This is a genomic window from Paracoccus pacificus (genome assembly GCF_042680785.1).
In the GTDB taxonomy this organism is placed as follows: domain Bacteria; phylum Pseudomonadota; class Alphaproteobacteria; order Rhodobacterales; family Rhodobacteraceae; genus Paracoccus; species Paracoccus pacificus.
The window spans coordinates 444,031-464,885 of record NZ_JBHUEN010000043.1 but is presented as its reverse complement, the minus strand read 5'-3'; the positions used below and the strand labels follow the sequence as shown (position 1 = coordinate 464,885).

27 protein-coding genes are annotated in these 20,855 nt (G+C 64.4%); 16 read left to right on the top strand and 11 right to left on the bottom strand.

The features are described 5' to 3' along the window. Window positions 1-21 precede the first annotated feature (21 nt). Together gltX and gltA are read left to right on the top strand one after the other, a co-directional pair. Complete coding sequence (gene gltX, locus ACFSCT_RS14750; RefSeq protein WP_379143943.1) at window positions 22-1,431, top strand: glutamate--tRNA ligase; 1,410 nt, start codon at window positions 22-24, stop codon at window positions 1,429-1,431. 54 nt (window positions 1,432-1,485) lie between these two features. Continuing rightward, on the top strand, window positions 1,486-2,778 hold the full coding sequence (gene gltA / locus ACFSCT_RS14745; protein ID WP_379143941.1) for a citrate synthase: 1,293 nt from the start codon (window positions 1,486-1,488) through the stop codon (window positions 2,776-2,778). 73 nt (window positions 2,779-2,851) lie between these two features. Here the strand turns inward: gltA and ACFSCT_RS14740 are convergent, their stop codons facing one another. Both ACFSCT_RS14740 and ACFSCT_RS14735 read right to left on the bottom strand, forming a co-directional pair. Beyond that, on the bottom strand, window positions 2,852-3,328 hold the full coding sequence (locus ACFSCT_RS14740; RefSeq protein ID WP_379143939.1) for an SRPBCC family protein: 477 nt from the start codon (window positions 3,326-3,328) through the stop codon (window positions 2,852-2,854). After that, on the bottom strand, window positions 3,325-3,648 hold the full coding sequence (locus ACFSCT_RS14735; protein ID WP_379143938.1) for an ArsR/SmtB family transcription factor: 324 nt from the start codon (window positions 3,646-3,648) through the stop codon (window positions 3,325-3,327). Before ACFSCT_RS14735 ends, ACFSCT_RS14740 begins: the two co-directional genes overlap by 4 nt. A gap of 102 nt (window positions 3,649-3,750) precedes the next feature. On the opposite strand from ACFSCT_RS14735, the gene ACFSCT_RS14730 reads away from it, so the two are divergent. The 6 genes from ACFSCT_RS14730 to ACFSCT_RS14705 all read left to right on the top strand — a co-directional run bounded on the left by ACFSCT_RS14730 (window position 3,751) and on the right by ACFSCT_RS14705 (window position 8,526). Beyond that, window positions 3,751-4,410 (top strand): SDR family NAD(P)-dependent oxidoreductase, encoded by a 660-nt coding sequence (locus tag ACFSCT_RS14730; RefSeq protein ID WP_379143936.1) that lies wholly within the window; start codon window positions 3,751-3,753, stop codon window positions 4,408-4,410. A gap of 108 nt (window positions 4,411-4,518) precedes the next feature. Further along, window positions 4,519-5,325, top strand: a complete 807-nt coding sequence (surE, locus tag ACFSCT_RS14725; protein ID WP_379143934.1) for a 5'/3'-nucleotidase SurE — start codon at window positions 4,519-4,521, stop codon at window positions 5,323-5,325. A 6-nt stretch (window positions 5,326-5,331) separates the two neighbouring features. Then, a complete protein-coding gene (locus tag ACFSCT_RS14720; protein ID WP_379143932.1) occupies window positions 5,332-5,991 on the top strand; it encodes a protein-L-isoaspartate(D-aspartate) O-methyltransferase in 660 nt (219 codons plus the stop codon). A 90-nt stretch (window positions 5,992-6,081) separates the two neighbouring features. Continuing rightward, on the top strand, window positions 6,082-7,281 hold the full coding sequence (locus ACFSCT_RS14715) for a LysM peptidoglycan-binding domain-containing protein (RefSeq protein WP_379143930.1): 1,200 nt from the start codon (window positions 6,082-6,084) through the stop codon (window positions 7,279-7,281). Between the two features lie 106 nt (window positions 7,282-7,387). Continuing rightward, window positions 7,388-7,849, top strand: a complete 462-nt coding sequence (gene alaE / locus ACFSCT_RS14710; protein WP_379143928.1) for an L-alanine exporter AlaE — start codon at window positions 7,388-7,390, stop codon at window positions 7,847-7,849. A gap of 254 nt (window positions 7,850-8,103) precedes the next feature. Then, window positions 8,104-8,526 carry a VOC family protein gene (locus ACFSCT_RS14705; protein WP_379143926.1) on the top strand — a complete coding sequence of 141 codons (423 nt, stop codon included), beginning with the start codon at window positions 8,104-8,106 and terminating at the stop codon, window positions 8,524-8,526. Between the two features lie 64 nt (window positions 8,527-8,590). Here ACFSCT_RS14705 and ACFSCT_RS14700 read toward each other — a convergent pair whose 3' ends face one another. The 5 genes from ACFSCT_RS14700 to ACFSCT_RS14680 are packed head-to-tail and all read right to left on the bottom strand — an operon-like array spanning window position 8,591 to window position 12,596. Continuing rightward, window positions 8,591-9,433, bottom strand: coding sequence for a ferredoxin--NADP reductase (locus ACFSCT_RS14700; RefSeq protein ID WP_379143925.1), 843 nt, complete (start codon window positions 9,431-9,433; stop codon window positions 8,591-8,593). A gap of 51 nt (window positions 9,434-9,484) precedes the next feature. Beyond that, window positions 9,485-9,868 carry a DUF934 domain-containing protein gene (locus ACFSCT_RS14695; RefSeq protein WP_379143923.1) on the bottom strand — a complete coding sequence of 128 codons (384 nt, stop codon included), beginning with the start codon at window positions 9,866-9,868 and terminating at the stop codon, window positions 9,485-9,487. Next, window positions 9,865-10,602 carry a phosphoadenylyl-sulfate reductase gene (locus ACFSCT_RS14690; RefSeq protein WP_379143922.1) on the bottom strand — a complete coding sequence of 246 codons (738 nt, stop codon included), beginning with the start codon at window positions 10,600-10,602 and terminating at the stop codon, window positions 9,865-9,867. Before ACFSCT_RS14690 ends, ACFSCT_RS14695 begins: the two co-directional genes overlap by 4 nt. Continuing rightward, the gene (locus tag ACFSCT_RS14685) at window positions 10,592-12,271 is read right to left on the bottom strand and encodes a nitrite/sulfite reductase (RefSeq protein ID WP_379143920.1); all 1,680 of its coding nucleotides are present in this window, start codon (window positions 12,269-12,271) and stop codon (window positions 10,592-10,594) included. Before ACFSCT_RS14685 ends, ACFSCT_RS14690 begins: the two co-directional genes overlap by 11 nt. Next, a complete protein-coding gene (locus ACFSCT_RS14680; protein ID WP_379143918.1) occupies window positions 12,264-12,596 on the bottom strand; it encodes a DUF2849 domain-containing protein in 333 nt (110 codons plus the stop codon). The genes ACFSCT_RS14685 and ACFSCT_RS14680 overlap by 8 nt, the downstream gene beginning before the upstream one ends. An 85-nt stretch (window positions 12,597-12,681) precedes the next feature. Here ACFSCT_RS14680 and ACFSCT_RS14675 point away from each other — a divergent pair, with 85 nt between their 5' ends. Next, a complete protein-coding gene (locus tag ACFSCT_RS14675) occupies window positions 12,682-13,194 on the top strand; it encodes an Lrp/AsnC family transcriptional regulator (protein WP_379143916.1) in 513 nt (170 codons plus the stop codon). Window positions 13,195-13,340: 146 nt separating this feature from the next. Beyond that, on the top strand, window positions 13,341-13,505 hold the full coding sequence (locus ACFSCT_RS14670) for a hypothetical protein (RefSeq protein ID WP_379143915.1): 165 nt from the start codon (window positions 13,341-13,343) through the stop codon (window positions 13,503-13,505). Between the two features lie 190 nt (window positions 13,506-13,695). Here the strand turns inward: ACFSCT_RS14670 and ACFSCT_RS14665 are convergent, their stop codons facing one another. After that, on the bottom strand, window positions 13,696-14,052 hold the full coding sequence (locus ACFSCT_RS14665) for a hypothetical protein (protein WP_379143914.1): 357 nt from the start codon (window positions 14,050-14,052) through the stop codon (window positions 13,696-13,698). 142 nt (window positions 14,053-14,194) lie between these two features. Here ACFSCT_RS14665 and ACFSCT_RS14660 point away from each other — a divergent pair, with 142 nt between their 5' ends. After that, window positions 14,195-14,695 carry an Lrp/AsnC family transcriptional regulator gene (locus ACFSCT_RS14660; RefSeq protein ID WP_379143912.1) on the top strand — a complete coding sequence of 167 codons (501 nt, stop codon included), beginning with the start codon at window positions 14,195-14,197 and terminating at the stop codon, window positions 14,693-14,695. 90 nt (window positions 14,696-14,785) lie between these two features. On the opposite strand, the gene ACFSCT_RS14655 is transcribed toward ACFSCT_RS14660, so the two are convergent. Continuing rightward, the gene (locus ACFSCT_RS14655) at window positions 14,786-15,151 is read right to left on the bottom strand and encodes a hypothetical protein (RefSeq protein WP_379143910.1); all 366 of its coding nucleotides are present in this window, start codon (window positions 15,149-15,151) and stop codon (window positions 14,786-14,788) included. 155 nt (window positions 15,152-15,306) lie between these two features. Then, window positions 15,307-16,329 (bottom strand): ketol-acid reductoisomerase, encoded by a 1,023-nt coding sequence (gene ilvC, locus ACFSCT_RS14650; RefSeq protein ID WP_379143908.1) that lies wholly within the window; start codon window positions 16,327-16,329, stop codon window positions 15,307-15,309. A gap of 130 nt (window positions 16,330-16,459) precedes the next feature. Between ilvC and ACFSCT_RS14645 the strand changes: the two genes are divergently transcribed. Together ACFSCT_RS14645 and ACFSCT_RS14640 are read left to right on the top strand one after the other, a co-directional pair. Continuing rightward, window positions 16,460-16,915: an Lrp/AsnC family transcriptional regulator gene (locus tag ACFSCT_RS14645; protein WP_379143907.1), complete on the top strand. Its 456-nt coding sequence runs from the start codon at window positions 16,460-16,462 to the stop codon at window positions 16,913-16,915. Further along, window positions 16,912-17,415 carry an Lrp/AsnC family transcriptional regulator gene (locus tag ACFSCT_RS14640; RefSeq protein ID WP_379143905.1) on the top strand — a complete coding sequence of 168 codons (504 nt, stop codon included), beginning with the start codon at window positions 16,912-16,914 and terminating at the stop codon, window positions 17,413-17,415. Before ACFSCT_RS14645 ends, ACFSCT_RS14640 begins: the two co-directional genes overlap by 4 nt. Window positions 17,416-17,469: 54 nt before the next feature. On the opposite strand, the gene ACFSCT_RS14635 is transcribed toward ACFSCT_RS14640, so the two are convergent. After that, window positions 17,470-18,279, bottom strand: a complete 810-nt coding sequence (locus tag ACFSCT_RS14635) for a zinc-ribbon domain-containing protein (protein WP_379143903.1) — start codon at window positions 18,277-18,279, stop codon at window positions 17,470-17,472. 102 nt (window positions 18,280-18,381) lie between these two features. Here ACFSCT_RS14635 and ACFSCT_RS14630 point away from each other — a divergent pair, with 102 nt between their 5' ends. From ACFSCT_RS14630 to ACFSCT_RS14620, 3 genes are read left to right on the top strand one after another with little or no spacing between them, the layout of a single operon-like run. Next, on the top strand, window positions 18,382-19,056 hold the full coding sequence (locus ACFSCT_RS14630) for a cell division ATP-binding protein FtsE (protein ID WP_379143902.1): 675 nt from the start codon (window positions 18,382-18,384) through the stop codon (window positions 19,054-19,056). Beyond that, window positions 19,053-19,979: a cell division protein FtsX gene (locus ACFSCT_RS14625; protein WP_379143900.1), complete on the top strand. Its 927-nt coding sequence runs from the start codon at window positions 19,053-19,055 to the stop codon at window positions 19,977-19,979. Before ACFSCT_RS14630 ends, ACFSCT_RS14625 begins: the two co-directional genes overlap by 4 nt. After that, entirely contained in the window at window positions 19,979-20,776 is a 798-nt protein-coding gene (locus tag ACFSCT_RS14620; RefSeq protein ID WP_379143898.1) for a lysophospholipid acyltransferase family protein, read from the top strand. The genes ACFSCT_RS14625 and ACFSCT_RS14620 overlap by 1 nt, the downstream gene beginning before the upstream one ends. The last annotated feature ends 79 nt before the right edge of the window (window positions 20,777-20,855 follow it).

The window sequence follows — 20,855 nt, the reverse complement described above, 5'->3', positions numbered from 1 at the left end:
GTTCTTCCTGCAAGGTCCGCCATGCCCACCGAAACCCCCGTCGTCACCCGCTTTGCGCCCTCGCCCACCGGATATCTGCATATCGGCGGCGCGCGGACCGCGCTTTTCAACTGGCTGTTCGCGCGCGGCCGGGGGGGCAAGTTCCTGCTGCGGATCGAGGACACCGACCGCGCCCGCTCCACGCCCGAGGCGACTCAGGCCATTCTGGACGGGCTGAACTGGCTGGGGCTCGACTGGGACGGCGCGCCGGTCAGCCAGTTCGCCGGGGTCGCGCGCCACGCCGAGGTCGCGCGTCAGATGCTGGCCGCGGGCAGCGCCTATAAATGCTTTTCGACCGCCGCCGAGATCGAGGCCTTCCGCGAGGCCGCCCGCGCCGCGGGGCGCAGCACCTTGTTCCTGTCGCCATGGCGCGATGCCGACCCGTCAACCTATCCCGAGGGAGCGCCTTACGTGATCCGGCTGCGCGCGCCGCGCACCGGGCAGACGGTCATTCAGGATGCGGTGCAGGGCGACGTGACCTTCGCCAACGAGCAGTTGGACGACATGGTCCTGCTGCGTTCGGACGGAACGCCGACCTATATGCACGCGGTAGTGGTGGACGACCATGACATGGGGGTAACCCATGTGATCCGGGGCGATGACCACCTGACCAACGCCGCCCGCCAGGTGCAGATCTTCGATGCGATGGGCTGGCCGCGCCCGGTTTTCGCCCATATCCCGCTGATTCACGGCACCGATGGCAAGAAACTGTCGAAACGCCACGGCGCGGTCGGGCTTCAGGAATATGCCGCCATGGGCTATCCGGCCGAGGCGATGCGCAACTATCTTGCGCGGCTGGGCTGGTCGCATGGCGATGACGAGCTGTTCGACGATGCGCAGGCGTTGGCATGGTTCGACCTTAGCGGCATAAATCGCGCGCCCGCACGGTTGGATTTCAAGAAACTGGAGCATGTTTCGGGCTGGCATATCGCCCGCATGGACGATGAAACGCTGCTGGCCGAGTTGCGGGCCTTTCTGCGGGCCAACGCGCAACCGGACCTTTCGGACCGGCAGATCGCGCGGTTGCGGCCAATCCTGCCGGCGCTGAAAGAAAAGGCGAAAACCCTGCCGGCGCTGCTGGAACAGGCGCATTTCGCGCTGATCGAGCGGCCGGTTTCGCCGGACGAAAAAGCCGCCGACACACTGGATTCGGTATCCCTTGGTATGCTGGGTCAATTGACTGCCGCACTGCAGCATGCTAGTTGGACACGGGACGAGCTGGAGCAGGCCGCAAAGTCTGTCGCCGAAGCAAACGGGCTTGGTCTTGGCAAGATCGCCGCGCCTTTGCGGGCGGCTCTGGCCGGGAAAACCCACACTCCCAGCGTGTTCGACATGATGCTGGCGCTTGGGCGTGACGAAACCCTTGCGCGACTGACCGATTTGGCGGGTTGAACCCGCGACTCATGCCGCCCGCACTGCGCGCCGGCCAAAGCGAAGGAGCACGGAATGGCCCAAGAGAATGCTGCCATTATCACCATAAAAGGCAAGGACTACGACCTGCCGATGCTGTCGCCCACTGCTGGCCCGGATGTTGTGGATATCCGCAAACTGTATGGTCAGGCCGACGTATTCACCTTTGATCCGGGCTTCACCTCGACGGCTGCCTGCGAATCCGCCATCACCTTCATCGACGGCGACAAGGGAGAGTTGTGGTATCGCGGCTATCCGATCGAGCAACTGGCCGATCAGTCGCATTTTCTGGAAGTCTGCTACCTGTTGCTTTACGGCGAACTGCCCGACAAGGCGATGCTGGAAGATTTCGAAAACCGGGTGACCCGGCACACGATGGTGCACGAACAGATGCACAATTTCTTCCGCGGTTTCCGCCGTGATGCGCATCCGATGGCCACGATGGTCGGTGTCGTCGGCGCGATGTCGGCGTTTTACCATGACTCGACCGACATAAACGACGAATGGCAGCGCGAAGTGGCGGCGATCCGGCTGATCGCGAAACTGCCGACCATCGCGGCGATGGCCTATAAATACTCGATCGGGCAGCCCTTCGTTTATCCGCAGAACGATCTGGATTATGCGTCGAACTTTCTGAACATGTGCTTTTCGGTCCCGGCCGAGAAATACAAGGTCGACCCGGCGCTGTCGAAAGCGATGGACCGCATTTTCACCCTGCATGCCGACCACGAACAGAACGCCTCGACCTCGACCGTGCGTCTGGCCGGTTCATCGGGCGCGAACCCGTTCGCCTGCATCGCGGCCGGTATCGCCTGCCTGTGGGGGCCGGCGCATGGCGGCGCCAACCAGGCGGCGCTGGAGATGCTGAAGGAAATCGGCACCGTCGACCGGATCCCGGAATATATCGCCCGCGCCAAGGACAAAAGCGACCCGTTCAAGCTGATGGGCTTTGGCCACCGCGTCTATAAGAACTTCGACCCGCGCGCCAAGGTGATGAAGGAATCGGCCGACGAGGTGCTGGACCTGCTGGGCATCCACAACAACCCGACGCTTCAGGTCGCCAAGGAGCTGGAAAAGATCGCGCTTGAGGATGACTACTTCATCGAGAAGAAGCTGTATCCCAACGTCGATTTCTATTCGGGCATCATCCTTTCGGCGATGGGTTTCCCGACCTCGATGTTCACGCCGATCTTCGCGCTGTCGCGCACCGTGGGCTGGATCGCGCAGTGGAAGGAAATGATCGGCGACCCGCAAACCAAGATCGGCCGCCCGCGCCAGCTTTACGTAGGCCCCAAGCGCCGCGATTACGTGCCGGTCAAAAGCCGCTGATAAGGCGGGATAGATGTAGGAAGGGGGCCTAATGGCCCCCTTTTTCATTGGGTATCGGCGATGAAGTCTCCCCCTACTCCACCATCTCCACCAGTTGCTCGATGCACGTCCCCCAGCCCTCGGCAAAGCCCATCTCCTCGTGCCGCTGACGGTCTTCGCCGTTGGAATGCAGCGCGCGCGCCGTGTATTGGGTGCCGCCGTCTTTCGGCTCCAGCGTGATGATCGCTGTCATGAACGGCTTGGCGTTCGGTCGAAAGCCGCCGGCCAGCGCGTCGGTCCAGGCGATGCGGCGGTTCGGTTCGACCAGCAGGACACAGCCCTCGTTCGGGTCGCAGCCCTCACCCTCGCCATCGGGGCCGACCATGGTCAACTGAAACCGGCCGCCCGGGTGCGGCTCCAGCACGATGTCGGTGATTTTCCACGGCCGTGGAGCGAACCAGATCTTTAGTTTCTCGGGGTTTGTGAGCGCATCCCAGATAACTTCCGGCGAGGCCGCGATGTGGCGGGTGATGATCAGGTCGTTGCCTTCGATGGTCGTCTTGGATTTCATCGGTCCAGTTCCTTGTTTTCAACCAGTTCTGCCAATCGCTCGGTCCGGTCTTCCCACAGCGCGCGCTGGTCGGCCATCCAGGCCGATATCGGGGCGAGCGCGCCGTCGGACAGCCGGCATTGCCGCATGCGGCCCCGCTTTTCGCTGTCCATGAGGCCCGCCTTTTCCAGCACGCCCAGATGTTTCATGAAACTGGGCAGCGCCATGCCGAAGGGTTCGGCCAGTTCGGTGACCGATGCCGTCCCCTGCCGCAGCCGCTCGACCACCGCACGGCGGGTCGGGTCGGACAGGGCATGAAAGATTCGATCAAGATTAGCCATATGGCTAAGTAATATCATCGCGCGGCCCGCGTCAACATACTTTTCCATATGGCTAAGTAATCACCGCTTGAAGCCGTCACGCTGCGGTGGCATTTGGCGGCAATGACCGAGAACACTCAGAAAATCGCGCTGATCACCGGCGCGTCGCGTGGATTGGGCGCCGCTTTGGCCGAGGCCTTGGGCCGGCGCGGATGGCATATATTGGCGGTGGCGCGGACCATCGGCGCGCTGGAGGAACTGGACGACCGGATTCGCGCGGCGGGCGGAACGGCCACGCTTGCGCCGATGGACGCCAGCACCCCCGAAGCGATGGGGCAACTGGTCAAGGCCGTCGCCGACCGCTGGAAGGGCCTTGATCTTTGGGCGCATACGGCCATCCATGCGGCACCGCTTGCGCCCACGCCGCAGATCGACGGCAAGGATTGGGACAAGTCGCTGTCGGTCAACGTGCTGACCACGCAGGGGCTGATCGGGTTGATCCATCCGCTGCTGCTGGCGCGGCAGGGTCAGGCGATGTTCTTCGCCGACCCCCGGGCCGGGCAAAGCTATTTCGGCGCATATGGCGCCACCAAGGCGGCGCAAATCGCGCTGGCGCGCAGTTGGGCGGCCGAGGGCGCGCGGCTGGGACCCAGGGTCACGGTCGCGACACCGGCCCCGATGCCGACCGCGACGCGCGCCCGGTTTTTCCCCGGCGAGGATCGCGCCGCCCTGACGCCCTGCGCGACCGAGGCCGAGCGGCTGCTGACCGAGGCCGGTATTTAGCCCCGCAAGCGCGTCTTAGCCCCAAAACAGCCGCGTTTTCGCCCCGCATCGCCTTTACCTGCCGGGATTGCAGGGCTAATCAGGGTTGAGACGGCCCGGGGGTAAAACATGCGTATTCTCATCACCAATGACGATGGCATCAACGCTCCGGGGCTTGAGGTGCTGGCACGTATCGCCGCCGAAGTCGCCGGACCAAACGGCGAGGTCTGGACCGTCGCTCCGGCTTTCGAACAATCGGGCGTCGGCCATTGCATCAGCTATACCCACCCCACCATGATCGCCGAACTGTCGCCCCGCCGCTATGCGGCCGAAGGCAGCCCGGCCGATTGCGTGCTCGCGGCCATTGGCGATGTCATGTCCGGGAACCTGCCGGATCTGGTGCTTTCGGGGGTGAACCGCGGCAATAACTCGGGCGAGAATGTGATGTATTCCGGCACGATCGGCGGCGCGATGGAGGCGGCACTTCAGGGCCTGCCCGCGATTGCCCTGTCCCAGTATATGGGTGCCGAGACCCGCAGCCTCGAAAACCCGTTCGAAAGCGCATTGGTCCACGGCCCCGCCGTCGTCCGGCGGCTGCTGGACAAGGGTATCTGGGATACCGACGCCGATTTCCGGCTGTTCTACAACGTCAATTTCCCGCCGCTTTCGGCCGCCAATACCCGGCCCGCGCGTGTGGTCCCGCAAGGCAAGCGCGGCGGCGTCGGCTTTGGCGTATCCCCGCATGTGGCGCCGAACGGCAGGCGGTTCCTGTGGATCTCGGGCGGGCCGCAGGATGTCGAGGCGACGCCCGGCTCGGACGTCATGGCCAACTTGGACGGCCACATCTCGGTCACCCCGATGCGCGCCGATCTGACCTGCCACCGGACGCTGGCCGATCTGGCCGGGCGTCTAGCCGACGACGCTGTGGAGGCATAGGCCGGCATGGGCACAGACGGCGACACCCCTGATCTGGCCGAGCAAAAGATGCGCTTTCTTTTCGCGTTGCGATCGCGCGGGGTGACGGACGGCAGGGTTCTGAACGCGATGGAGCGGATCGACCGCGGCATGTTCGTGCGCGGCGTCTTTGCCGAGCGCGCCTATGAGGATACGCCCCTGCCCATCGCCTGCGGCCAGACCATCAGCCAGCCCTCGGTCGTCGGGCTGATGACCCAGGCGCTGGAGGTGCGGCCGCGTGACACCGTGCTGGAGGTCGGCACCGGCTCGGGCTATCAGGCGGCGATCCTGTCCTGCCTGTGCCGCCGGGTCTATACCGTCGACCGGCACCGCCGTCTGGTGAACGAGGCCGAAGCCGTATTCCGCGCCCTGAACCTTTCAAACATCACCGCGCAGGTCGCCGACGGATCGCGCGGGCTGCCCGATCAGGCGCCTTTCGACCGCATACTTGTGACCGCCGCCGCCGAGGACCCGCCCAACCCGCTGTTGGCACAGTTGAAAATCGGCGGTATCATGGTGGTGCCGGTCGGTCAGTCCGACGCGGTGCAGAATTTGATCCGGGTGGTCAGGACCGAACGCGGTTTTACCTATGACGAGATGCGGGCGGTGCGCTTCGTCCCGCTGGTCGAGGGGTTGGGATCGGACTGATCCGCCGCATGGGTGATCCGGCCGCACGGGGCAATGACGGCATAAAAACGATAAAAACGACAAGAACAAAAGAATAAATGAGGATGGCAGATGGCATTTCCCCTTTCGCGGGCACGTAAGACCCTGACCGTTTTGGGCGGCGCCTCGGTCTTGTTGCTGGCCGCCTGTAACGCCAATGGCACATTCGACCCCGATCTGCGCGGCTTCGGCCGTGGCGGGCTGGAAACCGCGACGGCGGCATCGACGGCGGTGCCCCGCGCCGCGCCGGATCAGCGCGGGGTGATTTCCTATCCCGGCTATCAGGTCGCGGTTGCCCGCAATGGCGACACGGTCAGCAGCATCGCCGCGCGGCTGGGGCTGAACGCGGGACAATTGGCGAGCTATAACGCCATCGATGCCAATGCGCCCCTGAACCCCGGTGCGATCGTGGCCCTGCCGACCCGGGTTGCCGCCGGCGCGCCGGCCGGCAATACCAGCGGCACCGGGCTGGTGCGCGATCCCTTCGCCGGCCAGACCGGCGCCACCACGCCCACCGCCGGATCGGCCGGTACGGGCACGGTCAGCAGCACCACCCTGCCCCCCTCATCCGGCGGCGCGTCGGCCCAGCCCGCAGCCACCGCGACCCCGAAACAGCATCGGGTGGCGGCGGGGGAAACCGCGTGGTCGATTGCGCGCACATACAATGTCAACGTGAACGATCTGGCAAGCTGGAACGGCTTGTCCACCGACATGAGCCTGCGGACCGGGCAGATGCTGATGATCCCGATCGCGGGGGCCAAACCGCCCGCCAGCACAACGGTCAGCGCACCGGGCGCGGGCAGCCCGACCCCGACGCCGCCCTCGGCCTCGGACCCGCTGCCGAAGGAAAAGACCGAGCCGGCCTCGAAACCCGTCGACAAATCGGCCGCGCCGGATCTGGGCAAGACCCGCACGGCGGCCTCGGGCAGCGGCCGTTTCCGCATGCCGGTCAACGGCTCGATCATCCGCACCTACAGCAAGGGCAAGAACGAGGGTATCGACATCTCGGCCGCGCCGGGCGCGTCGGTGGCGGCGGCCGGTTCCGGCACGGTCGCGGCCATCACCAAGGATGTGAACGGCGTGCCCATCGTCGTCGTGCGCCATGACGGCGGCCTTTTGACCGTCTATCAGGGGCTGGAGACCGTCGCGGTCAAAAAGGGCCAGTCGGTCAGTTCGGGCGCGTCGCTTGGCAAGGCGCAATCGAAAGGCGTCGTCCATTTCGAGGTGCGCAAAGGCTTCGACAGCGTCGACCCCGAGAAGTATTTGAACTGACCCGGGGTCAGGTTGCCGCAGTCGAAAGGTGATGTGCGAGCCTGCTTCGCGGGGTGATGCGGGTCTTCGGGCGATTGCGGTAAGCTGATCTTGGGGGAAACATCACGTGGCGGATACGGCGAACCGATCGACCAGCGCGCGGGCCTATTTCGCCGATACGCTGGCCTTGATCCTGTTCTTCACCACGACCGGCATCATCAATGAGCGTTTCATCGCGGGCATGACCTGGGAACAGGTCTTTCATGCACGCCTTCTGGGCGGCGTTCTGATGATCCCCGTGGGACGGCCTTACGGCATGTGGCGCGACTGGATGATGCGGCACGCCAAGAAAACCCGGCTGTCCCGGATGCTCTGGGACAGCTTGGCGCTGATGAGCTTTCAGGTCCCGATCTACGCCGCCATCATCGCGTTCAGCGGTGCCACCGGGGGCGGCCTGCTGCGGGGCGTGCTTGGTGCGGCGGTGATGATGATCGCGCTGGGCCGCCCGTACGGAGCGTTCCTGAACTGGATCAGGCGGCTGTTCGGACTGCCGCCCGGCGGCGAAAAGCCGATGTCGCTGAACAGCTGAGATCAACGCCGGATCGCGGCCGATTGTGACCGCGACGACCCGTCCCAAACACAAAACCGCGCCCCGCGCCGATGCGTCGGGGCGGTTTTGTTTTGCCTAGCCGGCGCGACCGGCATAGAATAGGGGCTGTCTGAAACAGGTTAGGTTCGGGAAGGTTGGCCCGGCCCCGCGTTCTGCGGTCCTTCCGTTGACAGCAACGGCCCAAGACTATCAAGGCGTCCGCATGGGGCGGATGCTGATAGAAAGGGCATGTTATGAAAGCAAGTATCTCGGTTCTTACCCTCGGCGTGGCCGATCTGGACCGTGCCGTCGCCTTCTATCGCGACGGGCTTGGGCTGCCGACCCAAGGCATCATCGGAAAGGAATATGCGCATGGTGCGGTGGCCTTCTTCGATCTTTCCGGCGGGGTGAAGCTGGCGCTTTGGGCGCAGGCCGATATCGCCCATGACACCGGATTGCCGGTGAGGCCTGCCAGCCCGACCGCCTTCACCATCGGCCATAATGTCAACGACCGGGCCGAGGTCGATCAGATCATGGACGCAGCCGCGCGTGCCGGGGCGACAGTGGTGAACCCCGCCCAAGATACGTTCTATGGCGGTTATGCCGGCTATTTCCGCGATCCTGACGGGCATCTTTGGGACATCGTCTGGAACCCTGACCTGCTGCCCGGGGTGTAGTCACGAAAAAACCGCCCCGCGCAACTGCGTCGGGGCGGTTTTCTACTGCCTGTCGCGGCCAGTGTCAGACGCCGTCGCCGACGAATGCCTTTTCCACCACATATTCGCGCGGCTCGGAATTCGCCCCCTCGCGCAGGCCAAAGCCCTCGAGCACCTCTTTCACGTCCTGATTGAAGGCAAGGCTGCCGCAGACCATGGCGCGGTCGTTGGCCGGGTCGATGGGCGGCAGGTCCAGATCCGCCAAGGCCTTGCCCGAGGTCAGGTTGTCGGTGATCCGACCCATGAAGGGCGAATCCTCGCGCGTGGTGGTGGGGTAATACAGCAGCCGGCCGGCCACGAACTCGCCGATCAGCGGATCGCTTTCCAGCGATTCGACCAGCTTGCGGCCATATTCAAGCTCGGCCGCGGTGCGGCAGGTGTGCATCATCACGACCTGCTCGTACCGCTCATAGGTCTCGGGGTCGCGCATCAGGCTGGCGAAGGGCGCAAGGCCGGTGCCGGTGGCCAGAAACCACAGCCGCTTGCCGGGCAGAAGCGCATCCAGCACCAGCGTGCCGACCGGCTTCGGCCGCAGGATGATCTGGTCGCCCGGCTTGATATGCTGAAGCCGCGAGGTCAGCGGGCCGTCCGGCACCTTGATCGAATAGAATTCCAGCTCTTCGTCCCAGTTCGGGCTGGCGATGGAATAGGCACGCAGCAGCGGTTTGCCGTTGTCGCCCGGCAGACCGATCATCACGAACTCACCCGAGCGGAAACGCAGCGTCTGCGGGCGGGACACGCGGAAGGAGAACAGCGAATCCGTCCAGTGCCGGACCGAGGTCACGGTCTGGGCGTCGGGCATCGTCACCTTGGCGGGTGCAGCGGGGGCGTTTTCAGTGGTCACGTTCAGCGTCAGATCTAGCGTCATAGGTTCGTCCATCGGTTCTAGGCAAGGTTCAGGGGCGGCGAAACCCCGAAATCAGCCGGCGAGTTGGGATCGGTGGTCCCATTGCCGCCAATCGGCGCGCGCGATCCATTGCGCGGCAGGCTGGCGGGCCGCGATATCGGCGGCGACCTCGACCTCGTCAAAGCCGACGCGGCGGGCCATGGCATATTGATCGGCGATCAGCCGCCCCGTCGCCCGCAGCTGCCCGGCATAGCCAAGCTCGCGCAGCCGGCGCGCCAGGGAAAATCCGCGCCCGTCGGTGGTCGCCGGAAATTCGACCGCGATCAGGTCCAGCGCCAGATGATCGGCCAGCGTGGCCGGGTCGGTGTCGGGGGCCAGAGAAATCCGGGCCTCGGCGTCGACGGGGTGAAAGCCGTCGTCGCGCGCCAGTACGGGCGTTTCGGTGATCTGGGTCATGCCTCTGCTCCTACGCGGACCATCTTGCCGCCGATAAAGTGAATACCGCATTCGGTTTTTTTACTTCCACGCCAACGGCCTGCGCGCGGATCCTCGCCCGGTTTGACAGGGCTGGTGCAGGGCGCACAACCGATCGAGGCATAGCCCTTGGCCACCAGCGGATGCCGCGGCAGGTTGTTTTCGTCCATATAGTCGCGCACATCCTCGGGGCGCCAATGGGCCAGCGGGTTGATCCGCAGGCGCGCGGGTTGCTCGGGCTCGAAGAACTGCAACGCGGTGCGCTGGCCGCCCTGAAACCGCTTGCGCCCGGTGATCCATGCGTCAAAGCCCGACAGCGCCCGTTCCAGCGGCACCGTCTTGCGGAAATCGCAGCAGGCGTCGGTGTCATATTGATGCAGGTCGCCATCGGGATCGTGACGCGCGATCTCCGCTTCACTGGCGCGAATGATGCGCAGATCGGTCAAGCGCAGTTTTTCGGCGACCTCGGCTTGATAGGCCAGGGTTTCGGGAAACAGCATCTGGGTGTCGATGAACAGCACCGGCGTGCCGGGCGAGACGGTGGCGATCATGTGCAACAGCACCACCGACTCGGACCCAAAGGACGACACCAGCGCCACGTTCCCCAGATCCGGGTCGGTCAGCGCGCGGCGCAGAACCTCGGTCGCCGCGTGATGGCGATAGCGATGGTTCAGCGCGGCGGCGCGTTCTTCCAGCGACAGCGTGCTATCCAGCATGCCGACCGCCTTCCGGGTAAAGCGCGGCCTTGAAGGGCGCCGGACCCAGCCGACGGTAGGCGTCGATGAAACGTTCGGAAGCATCCTCGCGCAGTTCCAGATAGGCCGCCATCACGCGGTCGATGGCCGGAACCACCTCTTCGGCGGGAAAGCCCGCGCCGGCGCGCTGCCCGATGGCGGGGATGTCATAGCCGTCGCCGCCCAGCGTGATCTGATAGTTCTCGACCCCGGCGCGATCCAGCCCCAGAATGCCGATATGGCCCAGATGGTGGTGACCGCAGGCGTTGATGCAGCCCGAGATGCGGATGTTCATCCGACCGATTTCATCCTCGAGCCCCTTTTCCCGGAAATGCGCGGCGATGTCCTGCGCGATCGGGATCGAGCGGGCGGTGGCCAGCGTGCAATAATCCATGCCCGGGCAAGCGATGATATCGGTCAGCAGACCGGCGTTCGCGGTCGCCAGATCCAGTTCGCGCAAAGCGGCGTAAACGGCCGGCAGGTCGTCGCGCCGCACATGCGGCAGCACGACGTTCTGGTCATGGGCGATGCGCAGATCGGAATGGCCGTATTTCTCGGCCAGATCGGCCAGCAGACGCATCTGGTCCGAGGTGCAATCGCCCGGCGTCGCACCCGGCGCCTTCAGCGTCACGGTGATGCTGGCGTAATGCGGAACGCGATGCGCCGAGACGTTGGTGTCGACCCACGAATGGAAGGCCGGGTTGCTGGCCAGCGCGGCGTCGAAAACGGCGGTCCCGCCGGGCGCGAAATCGGGGGCGGCGAAGCGGCGGCGATAATGGTCCAGCAGCGCCTCGTCCGCGCCGGTGAACGCCGCGCGACGCAGCAGGAATTCGGCCTCGACCTCGTCCCGAATGACATCCAGCCCGCGCTCGGCCACGGTGATCTTGATCCGGGCCTTGTATTTGTTGTCACGACGCCCGGAGAGGTTATAGACCGCGATGATCGCCTCTAGATAGGGCAGCAGGTCGGCCTCGGGCAGAAACTCGCGGATCACCTGACCCAGCAGAGGGGTGCGGCCCAGCCCGCCGCCGACCCAGACCTGAAAGCCGATCTCGCCGGCATCGTTGCGGCGCAGGCGCAGCCCGATGTCATGGGCGGGGACCACGGCACGATCTTCGGCGCCGGCGGAAATGGCGATCTTGAACTTGCGCGGCAGGAACTGGAATTCGGCATGGTCGGTCGACCATTTGCGGATCAGCTCGGCATAGGGGCGCGGGTCGGTGACCTCATCCGCGGCGGCGCCGGCAAAGGCATCGGTCGTGGTGTTGCGGATCGTGTTGCCGCTGGTCTGGATCGCGTGCAGACCGACATCGGCCAGCGCGTCCAGCATGTCCGGAATATCGACGAGCTTCGGCCAGTGGAATTGAAGGTTCGTCCGTGTGGTCCAGTGGCCATACCCCCGATCCCAACGATCGGCGATCATCGCCAGTTGCCGCATCTGGCCGGGGTTCAACGAACCATAGGGGATTGCGATCCGCAGCATGTAGGCGTGCAATTGCAGATAAACGCCGTTCATCAGGCGCAGCGGCCGAAACTCGGCCTCGGTCAGGCTGCCGTCCAGACGGCGGGCGACCTGATCGCGAAACTGGGCCGAGCGGTGATGCAGGTAAGCCTGATCCTGTTCGGCATCGAAGGTCTGAACATCAAACATTGGCGTTATCCTGGGTCAGCTCGGCCTGCTTGCCGTGGAAATAATTGGACGGACCGCGACGGCGGAAATCCTCGCGGAAATGGGTCGGTTCGGGACCGTTCGGGCCGCGCCTGACCTCGGCCAGATAGGGGTCGATCACGATGTTCGACTGGGCGATGGCGTCCAGCAGCGCCAGATCGGCGATCGCCTCATCCTCATAGATGGTGGCCGCGCGTGGATCGTTCGTCCAACCGTCGGCGCACATCCAGACCACTTCGCCGATGCGCAGATCATTGGCGGTGACGACGGCGGGCGTGGCGGGCGAAGGGGTAAAGCTGCGGCTCATATCCTGTCCTTTCGGGTTGACTGTAATATAGAAAAAAGTTCTGTATTTGCGCCATAGCCCCGCGCAGATAAGGACGAAGCGGCACATGTCAGCCAAGAACACGGAAAAAGGTTCCGAAAACGGCTCGGACCTGCAGAAAGTCGTCCAGCTTGACGAAATTGACCGGAAAATCCTTCGCCAGCTACAGCAGGACGCATCGCTTTCGCTTGACGATATCGCCCGGCGCGTGGGGGCGTCCAAGACCCCGGTATGGAACCGGATTCGCAAGCTGCGCGAGGCCGGGGTGATCCGCAAGCAGACCACGATTCTGGACCCCGAATCGCTTGGTCTGGACGCGTGTTTCTTTGTCCTGATCCGCACCAGCGAACATGACGTGGAATGGGCGAAGGCCTTTGTGGAGGCGCTGCGCGCCCGCCCCGAGGTGGTCGAGGCGCACCGGCTGGCGGGCGATATCGACTATATCCTGAAAGTGCAGGTGCGTAACGCCCGGGCCTATGACCGCTTCTATCAATCGCTGATTTCCGAGGTGAAAATTCACAACGTTACAGCGTTGCTTTCCATGGAAGAAATCAAGGCGACGACCGAACTGCCGCTGTGAACCCGGGCGACAGGCGCGCGCGGGGTCTTGCATCCCGCCGCAGCCTTGTGTCCTATGCATAACGGCTGCGTGATCGTTGCGGGTTGATTTTTTCCGCCCCGGCGATCATATGCCCGCGTCTGAAAACGACAGAAAGCGACACTAACATGACGACTGCCCTTCGCAAAACGGGCACGGCCATTGCAGGTCTGATCGGCGTCCTGACCGCGATCCTTGCAATGAAATCACGCAAATGCATCAGCCACCGCTGCGACACCGAGGAGTTGGTCCGGCTGGGCATCGTCGACCGGGACATCACCCGGCAGCCCTGACCGGTACGCCGGGCCGGGCGCGGCCCGCGCCGGGGTCGACCGAATCAAACGGCGGCGTTCGGGCGGACCTTTCGGGCGGCTGTCGGTCAGGTCTGGCTTTCCGACCGATGACCTGACCGGCATATCGGCCGGGATCAAATCATCAAGGCTTTCAGCGCCACCTGGACCTCACCGGGGCGGTCAAAAGACATCACGCCGATGACGGGCGCTTCGTTGAAACAGGCGGTTGAATGGCCGTTCGCTCCAAAAGCACCTGATAGTGCTGGGACCGCGCGTCGAATCGCGACAGCACAGCGCGCGCCCGCGCCGGAACATGGCATCTCTCGTAGTCTTCGCCAACGAAGGCGCGAACGGACGCAATATCCCGGAACCACATCACGGTGATGAACTCCACATCGGTGTCGCGGTCTTTTCGGAACAATTCGATCCGCTCGAAGCCGGGAATGTGCATTTCCAGAATGCCCGGAATCACCTCGTCCGTCACAATGGCCTGATATTTTTCGGCATTCTCGGGGGTGGTATAGCCGTGCCAAATGCGGCTGATCATCGTTGTGCGTCCTTCCATCGGAACCGCCGGGCGAGACCCCAGACGTGGGGCAACGATAGCATGCAACCCCGTGGCAGGTCCGACCAAAGATGGCGACCATTCAGGCATAAATTGGCATATCTGTTGTTCTCGGTAACTACTTATGGCAGATACTGCCAATATGGATGCAATCGACTACAAGATCATTGCGGCGCTGCAAGAAGACGGCAGACTCAGCAACGTCGATCTTGCCGAGCGCGTGGGGCTGTCACCTTCGCCATGCCTCCGGCGCGTTAAGTTTCTGGAAGAACAGGGTGTCATTGACGGCTACAAGGCGGTGATAAACCGCGACGCCTTTGGGTTGTCGCTGACCGTTTTCGTCGAAATCAAGGTAGGCCGGCACTCGCAGCATGACGCGCGCGTTGTCGAAGCGAGTCTGTCTGCGATTCCCGGGCTTGTCGCGTGCCACATGGTGTCGGGCGACGCGGATTTCCTGATTGAGCTGGTGGTCGAGGACCTGAAGGCTTACGAACGCGTCCTTACGGATCATATTTTGACGATTGATAACGTTTCGCAGATCCGGTCGAATTTCTCGCTGCGTCCGATCTGCGTCGAACGCCCTTTGACCGGACCCAATCCGCCAAGACCCGGGCGAACTGCGTAACGGCCGCTTCGTCCCGCGCCGTTTTCTGATGCATGACCGCAGAACTCGGCGACCCCTCACCGCGTCCGGCGATACCGCACTCCGATCCGACTAAGGCAGCGTGCAGCCGGTCATGTCAGGCTGAGGGCCGCCATCGGGGCAATAGACCTCTTGCCGGGGAAAGCCGATCTCATGGCCGGGAAAGGTGACCAGAAAACCGCCGTTCGCCCAGCCCCATGTGCCTTCACCGAAAGCCTTGGAATAGGCGTCGCAGCTTCGGCCCAGATAGATGACCTCGGGCCCCGCCGGCGTCTGCGCCTTTGCGCCGCTACCGACAGGGCGCGTCACCTCGGCCTGCGATTTCAGAACGACACCGTCCGCATTGCAGGTGCCGTCATAACTCTGCCCCTCGCCCGAGACATAGGCCCAACCGGGTGAGGCAAAAAGAACCATGCCGATCAGTATTCTGAACCGCATCCTTTCCCCTTCCCTGCCATCCTGCACCAGCTTGCGGCCAGATCACGAAAAAGTCAAAAGGCGTCCGTCCGCCGCGAAAATCCCGCATGCAAAAGCCCCGCCGGATGAAGGCGGGGCTTTGCGTTTTCGGATCGCGCTTCCGCGCAGGGACAGGATTAGTTCCGCGCGCGGTCGACCATCTTGCCCTTGGAGATCCAGGGCATCATCTCGCGCAGTTTCGCACCGACCTGCTCGATCTGGTGTTCGTCGTTGATCCGGCGGGTCGCCTTGAAGAAGGGCTGGCCGACCGTGTTTTCCTGCATGAAGTCGCGCACGAACTTGCCGGTCTGGATGTCGCGCAGCACCGCCTTCATGCGCGCCTTGGTTTCCTCATAGGGCAGGATGCGCGGGCCGGAGACATATTCGCCGTATTCGGCGGTGTTCGAGATCGAATAGTTCATGTTGGCGATGCCGCCTTCATAGATCAGGTCGACGATCAGCTTCACTTCGTGCAGGCACTCGAAATAGGCCATTTCGGGTTCATAACCGGCCTCGACCAGCGTCTCGAAGCCCATGCGGATCAGCTCGACCAGACCGCCGCACAGAACCGCCTGCTCGCCGAACAGGTCGGTTTCGCATTCCTCGCGGAAATCGGTCTCGATGATGCCCGAGCGGCCGCCGCCGATCGCCGAGCAATAGGAAAGCGCCAGATCCAGCGCCTTGCCCGAGGCGTCGTTGTTGACCGCCACCAGACAGGGCACGCCGCCGCCCTTGACATATTCGCCGCGCACGGTGTGACCAGGGCCTTTCGGCGCCATCATGATCACGTCGACGCCGGGCTTGGGCTCGATCAGCCCAAAGTGGATGTTCAGACCGTGGGCAAAGGCGATCGCGGCGCCCTCGCGCAGGTTGTCGTGCACGTATTTCTTGTAGGTTTCGGCCTGAAGCTCGTCGGGCATGGTGAACATGATCAGGTCAGCCCATTTCGCCGCTTCCTCGATCCCCATGACCTTCAGCCCTTCCGCTTCGGCCTTCTTCGCCGAGGGAGAGCCGTCGCGCAGCGCGATGACCACGTTCTTGGCGCCGGAATCGCGCAGGTTCAGCGCATGGGCATGCCCCTGGCTGCCATAGCCCAGAATGGCGATCTTCTTGTCCTTGATCAGGTTCACATCGCAATCGCGATCATAATAAACGCGCATGAGGCGTCCTTTCCTAAATGTTCCGACAGGCTTTCTAGGCTAATGTCACCCGACTTCCCGTGCAAAATTTCCGGTTTTTGGTCATTTGTAGCGATTGTCATGCTAATATTGTTCGTATAATGAAATATTCATGCCTGACGACACCGACCGCCGTATCCTGCGCCACCTGCTGGCCGACCCCGGCATATCGAATGCCCAGCTTGCCGCCCGGGCCAATGTGACCTCGGCGACCTGCTGGCGACGGCTGGAGAAGCTGCGCGCCACCGGCGTGATCCGCTCCGAGGAAACGGTGATCGACTGGCGCGCCCTCGGGTGGGAGGTGCAGGTCAGCCTGCGCTTCACGCTGGACAAGACCGAGCCCCGCGCCTTTGACGATTTCGTCGCCGCCGCGCGCGAGGTGCCCGAGGTGACCGAAATCCAGACTTTTCTGGGCAGCGTCGATCTGCGCCTGTCGGTGATCGCGCGCGACATGGCCCATTGGCAGCAGGTCTATCGGGACAGCATCCTGACCCTGCCCCATGTCACCGATATCGACGCGCTGATGCTGGTCTCGACCATCAAGGACACCGCCGGGGTCGCGTTGTGAGCGTGCCGGTCAGCCTTGACGACACCGACCGGGCGATCCTGCGGCTGCTTGCAGCGGACGCGACGCTTGGCGCCGCCGGCGTCGGGCGCGCGCTTGGCATGACCCAGCCGGCCGCATGGCGGCGGATCAAACGGCTGGAGGACGCCGGCGTGTTCGTCGGCCGCCGCGTCGTCGTGGATCAGGCGGCGCTGGGGTTTGGCGTGACGGTGTTTCTGGGTATAAAGCTGGCCGCGCGGGGTCGGGTCGGGCTTGATGATTTCGAACGCGCCGTGACCGCGATCCCCGAGGTGCAGGTCGTGCAGCACGTGCTGGGACAGTTCGATTACCGGCTGCGCGTGGTGGCCCGCGACATCGCCGATTTCGAACGTATCCTGCGACGCCGGATCATGACGCTGCCCGGGGTGGGACAGGTCGAGGCGAATGTGATGCTGTCCGAGGAACGCCGCCCCGGTCCTTTTGGCGGTCCACTTGGCGGCCCACTTGGACCAACGCCGGGCTGACACCGCGTGCCTTGAAACCACGCGCGGCAACGCGGATCCGTCAAACCACCGCCGTCAGCGCGACCATCCGGTCAGCGCGGCGACCCGGTCGTGCAACCACAGCCGGCCCTCGTCGATCTGGATGCGGAGCGCGTGCGCCCGCGCGCCTGCGGGTGTCGAGGCATCGGCGAAGGGCAGCGCAAAATAGCCCCCGATCAGCAGAAGGCTTACCCCCACCGCCAGACCGAAGCCACGGCCATAACCGGACCCCCGGGCGCCTCCCGGCGTCATGGCGACCGGCGGCTGCGCTGCGGGGGAGGTTTCCGCCGCCCCTGCGACGGCGACGGCTTGCGCGGGGGCGACGACAGGAGCCGGGCTGACGGCCGGTGCGGCCTCTCGCACGGGCGTGGGCGCAGGCATCGCCGGGGTCTTTTCCGGCAGCGACCGGGTCGGGCCGATCTGCGCCGCCGCATCGTCATATGCGGCCGTATCCCGCTGACGGCCGCTTGGGCGCACGCCGGTGTCGCGCAGCCAGATATCCGGGTCCGGGCCGCTGACCTGCGCCCCCTGCCCACGCCGAAGGTCGTCCGTGGCTGCGGCTTCCCGCACCTCACCATCACGCCCGGCCGCCTTGCGTTCGGCGTTTCGCGCGTCGATTTCGCGGGCGGCTTCCTCGCGCAGCACCGACAGGATGCTTTCGCTTAACGGACGGCTCAGCAGCGGCGCGGGGTCGGGCAGAAGCAAGGTGCCCGATGTCGCCTCGCGCCGGCCGGGTTGCTGCCAGACGTTCCCGCATGCCGAACATTCGACCTCGCGGCCCTCGGCCGGGATCAGATCGTCGGCAATCTGATAATTGGCGCCGCAGCGCGGGCACGTCAGGCGCATCGTCGGACCCTTTCGGCCTTTCTGGCAATCGTCTTCGTCCTGTTGTAGCAAGCGACGGATCGGGTTCCAAGAAGACCGGACCAGAGCAGGAGAATCGTTACCGTGATCGAAATGCAGAACGTGGCCTTCGGCTATCGCGGCGGCGGCGAGTTGTTGACCGATATGTCGCTGCAACTGCCGCCGGGCTCGTTTCATTTCCTGACCGGACCGTCCGGGTCGGGCAAGACCACGTTCCTGCGGCTGTGTTATGCGGATCTGTTGCCGACGGCGGGCGCGATGACGGTGTTCGAACAGCCGGTGACCGAGCTTGACCGCGACGGCATCGCCGCGCTGCGCCGCCGAATCGGGGTCGTGCATCAGGATTGCCAGTTTCTGGACCATCTGCCCTTGGCCGAAAACGTTACCCTGCCGATGGTGATTTCGGGCAAACCGGTCGAGATTCCCGCGCTGAAAGAGCTTTTGGGATGGGTCGAGCTTATCGGTCATGCGCGCGCGATGCCGGCCGCGCTTTCGGGCGGCGAAAGACAGCGCGCGGCACTGGCCCGCGCGGTGATCATGTCGCCGGAAATGGTGCTGGCGGATGAGCCGACCGGCAATCTGGACTGGGACATGTCCATGCGGCTTCTGCAATTGCTGATCGAGCTGAACCGCTCGGGCAAAACCGTGTTGATCGCCACCCATGACCTGAACCTGATCCGTGCCGCCAAGGCGCAGGTGGCCGCGCGGGTGTTGCGCATTCAGGGCAAGCGGCTGCATCTGGCGGGGGCGGACCTATGATACGTGATCTGCGGTCGATTGATTTCGGCGCCCTGTGGCGCGGCCTGACCCGGCGCGATGTCGGGGGCGTGGACCGGATCGTCCCGCCCACCGGCTTTACCGCCCAACTGACATTGTTCACGGCGGGGGCCATGGCCTTTCTGGCGGTGTTCGCGCTGGCCTTGTCGCTGGCCTCGGGGCGGCTGGCGGATCGCTGGTCCGAGGCGCTGGCCCAAACTATGACGGTGCGGATCTCGGCCCCGGCTGACCAACTGGACAGCCAGACCGCCGCCGTGCAGGAGGTGCTGAGAACCACGCCCGGCATCGCCTCGTCCCGGGTGCTGAACGACGCCGAGATGGAACGGCTTCTGGCGCCATGGTTCGGCCCCGATGTGCCGGTCGACGCGCTGCCCGTTCCGCGGCTTGTCGAAGTGGTCGAGGATGGCGAAGGCTTCGATTCCGAAGGGCTGCGCATGCGCCTTGCGGCCGAGGCGCCGGGGGCCACGCTGGATGATCACACCCGCTGGCGGCAACCGCTGGTTTCGGCGGCGAACCGGCTGCGGATGCTTGGCTATTTTTCGTTGTTGCTGATCGCGGGTGCGGCGGGCGCGATGATCACGCTGGCCGCGAAAGCCTCGCTTGCCGCCAATGAGCAGGTGATCCGCGTGCTGCGGCTGATCGGGGCGCGGGACATCACCATCGCCACCGCTTTCGTGCGCCGGTTCACCCGCCGCGCCGCGCTTGGGGCGCTGGCCGGTACGCTGCTGGGGATGCTGGCGGTATGGATGCTGCCCGATCTGGATCAGGCTGGCGGTTTTCTGACCGGGCTGGGCTTTCAGGGCGCGGGCTGGATCCTGCCGCTGCTGATCCCGGTGGTCGCCGCCGCGGTCGGGTTCTTTGCCACCCGCTGGGCTGCGTTGCGAGTGCTGGCCGAGGTGCGCTGATGTCCCGACAGACCGATCGCAAGACCGCGTCCCCGCGCGCCGACCAGACCTATCATCCGGGCAAGGTCAGCCCGCTGACCTGGCTGCGCACGGCGATGTTCTATGTGGATATCGCGCTTTCCACGCTGGTTCTGGGCATCGGCGGCCTGCCAAGCGCCTTGTTCCAGCGCGACGGGGCCAACCGCGTGGCGACCGTCTGGCTGGGCCAGATGATGCGGGCGATCCGCTGGCATCTCGGCATTCAGGTCGAGGTGCGCGGCACGCCCCCGACCCGCGACTGCATCGTCGCCTCGAAACATCAAAGCTTTCTGGACATCCTGACGCTGGCCTATCACTGCCCGCACCGGATTTTCATCATGAAAAAGGAAATCCTCCGGGTGCCGATCATGGGCTGGTTCGCCTATCGCGTCGGCTGCATCCCCATCGACCGTTCGCGCGGATCGGACGCCATGGCGCTGATCGTGGACGAGGTGCGGAAACGCGACGCCAGCAACAGCCTTGGCCAGTTGATCATCTACCCCGAGGGCACCCGCACCCGCCCCGGCGAGCGTCGTCGCTATAAGCATGGCGTCGGCGTCATCTATTCCCAGACCGATCTGCCCTGCGTTCCGGTTGCGGTGAACATGGGCCTGTTCTGGCCCAAGAAGGGCTATCCGATCCGTCCGGGGCGTCCGATCCTGGAATTTCTGCCGGAAATCGCCACCGGGTTGACCGAGGACGCGTTCATGGCCCAGCTTACCACCCAGATCGAGACAAACAGCGACCGTCTGATGGCCGAGGCCGGGTTCAGGGGATAGGCCCGGCCCGTCGGCGGAGCGCGAAAAGGCGGCGCAGCGCGAAAAGGCGGCGCAGCGCGACAAGGCGGCGAGGCGCGAA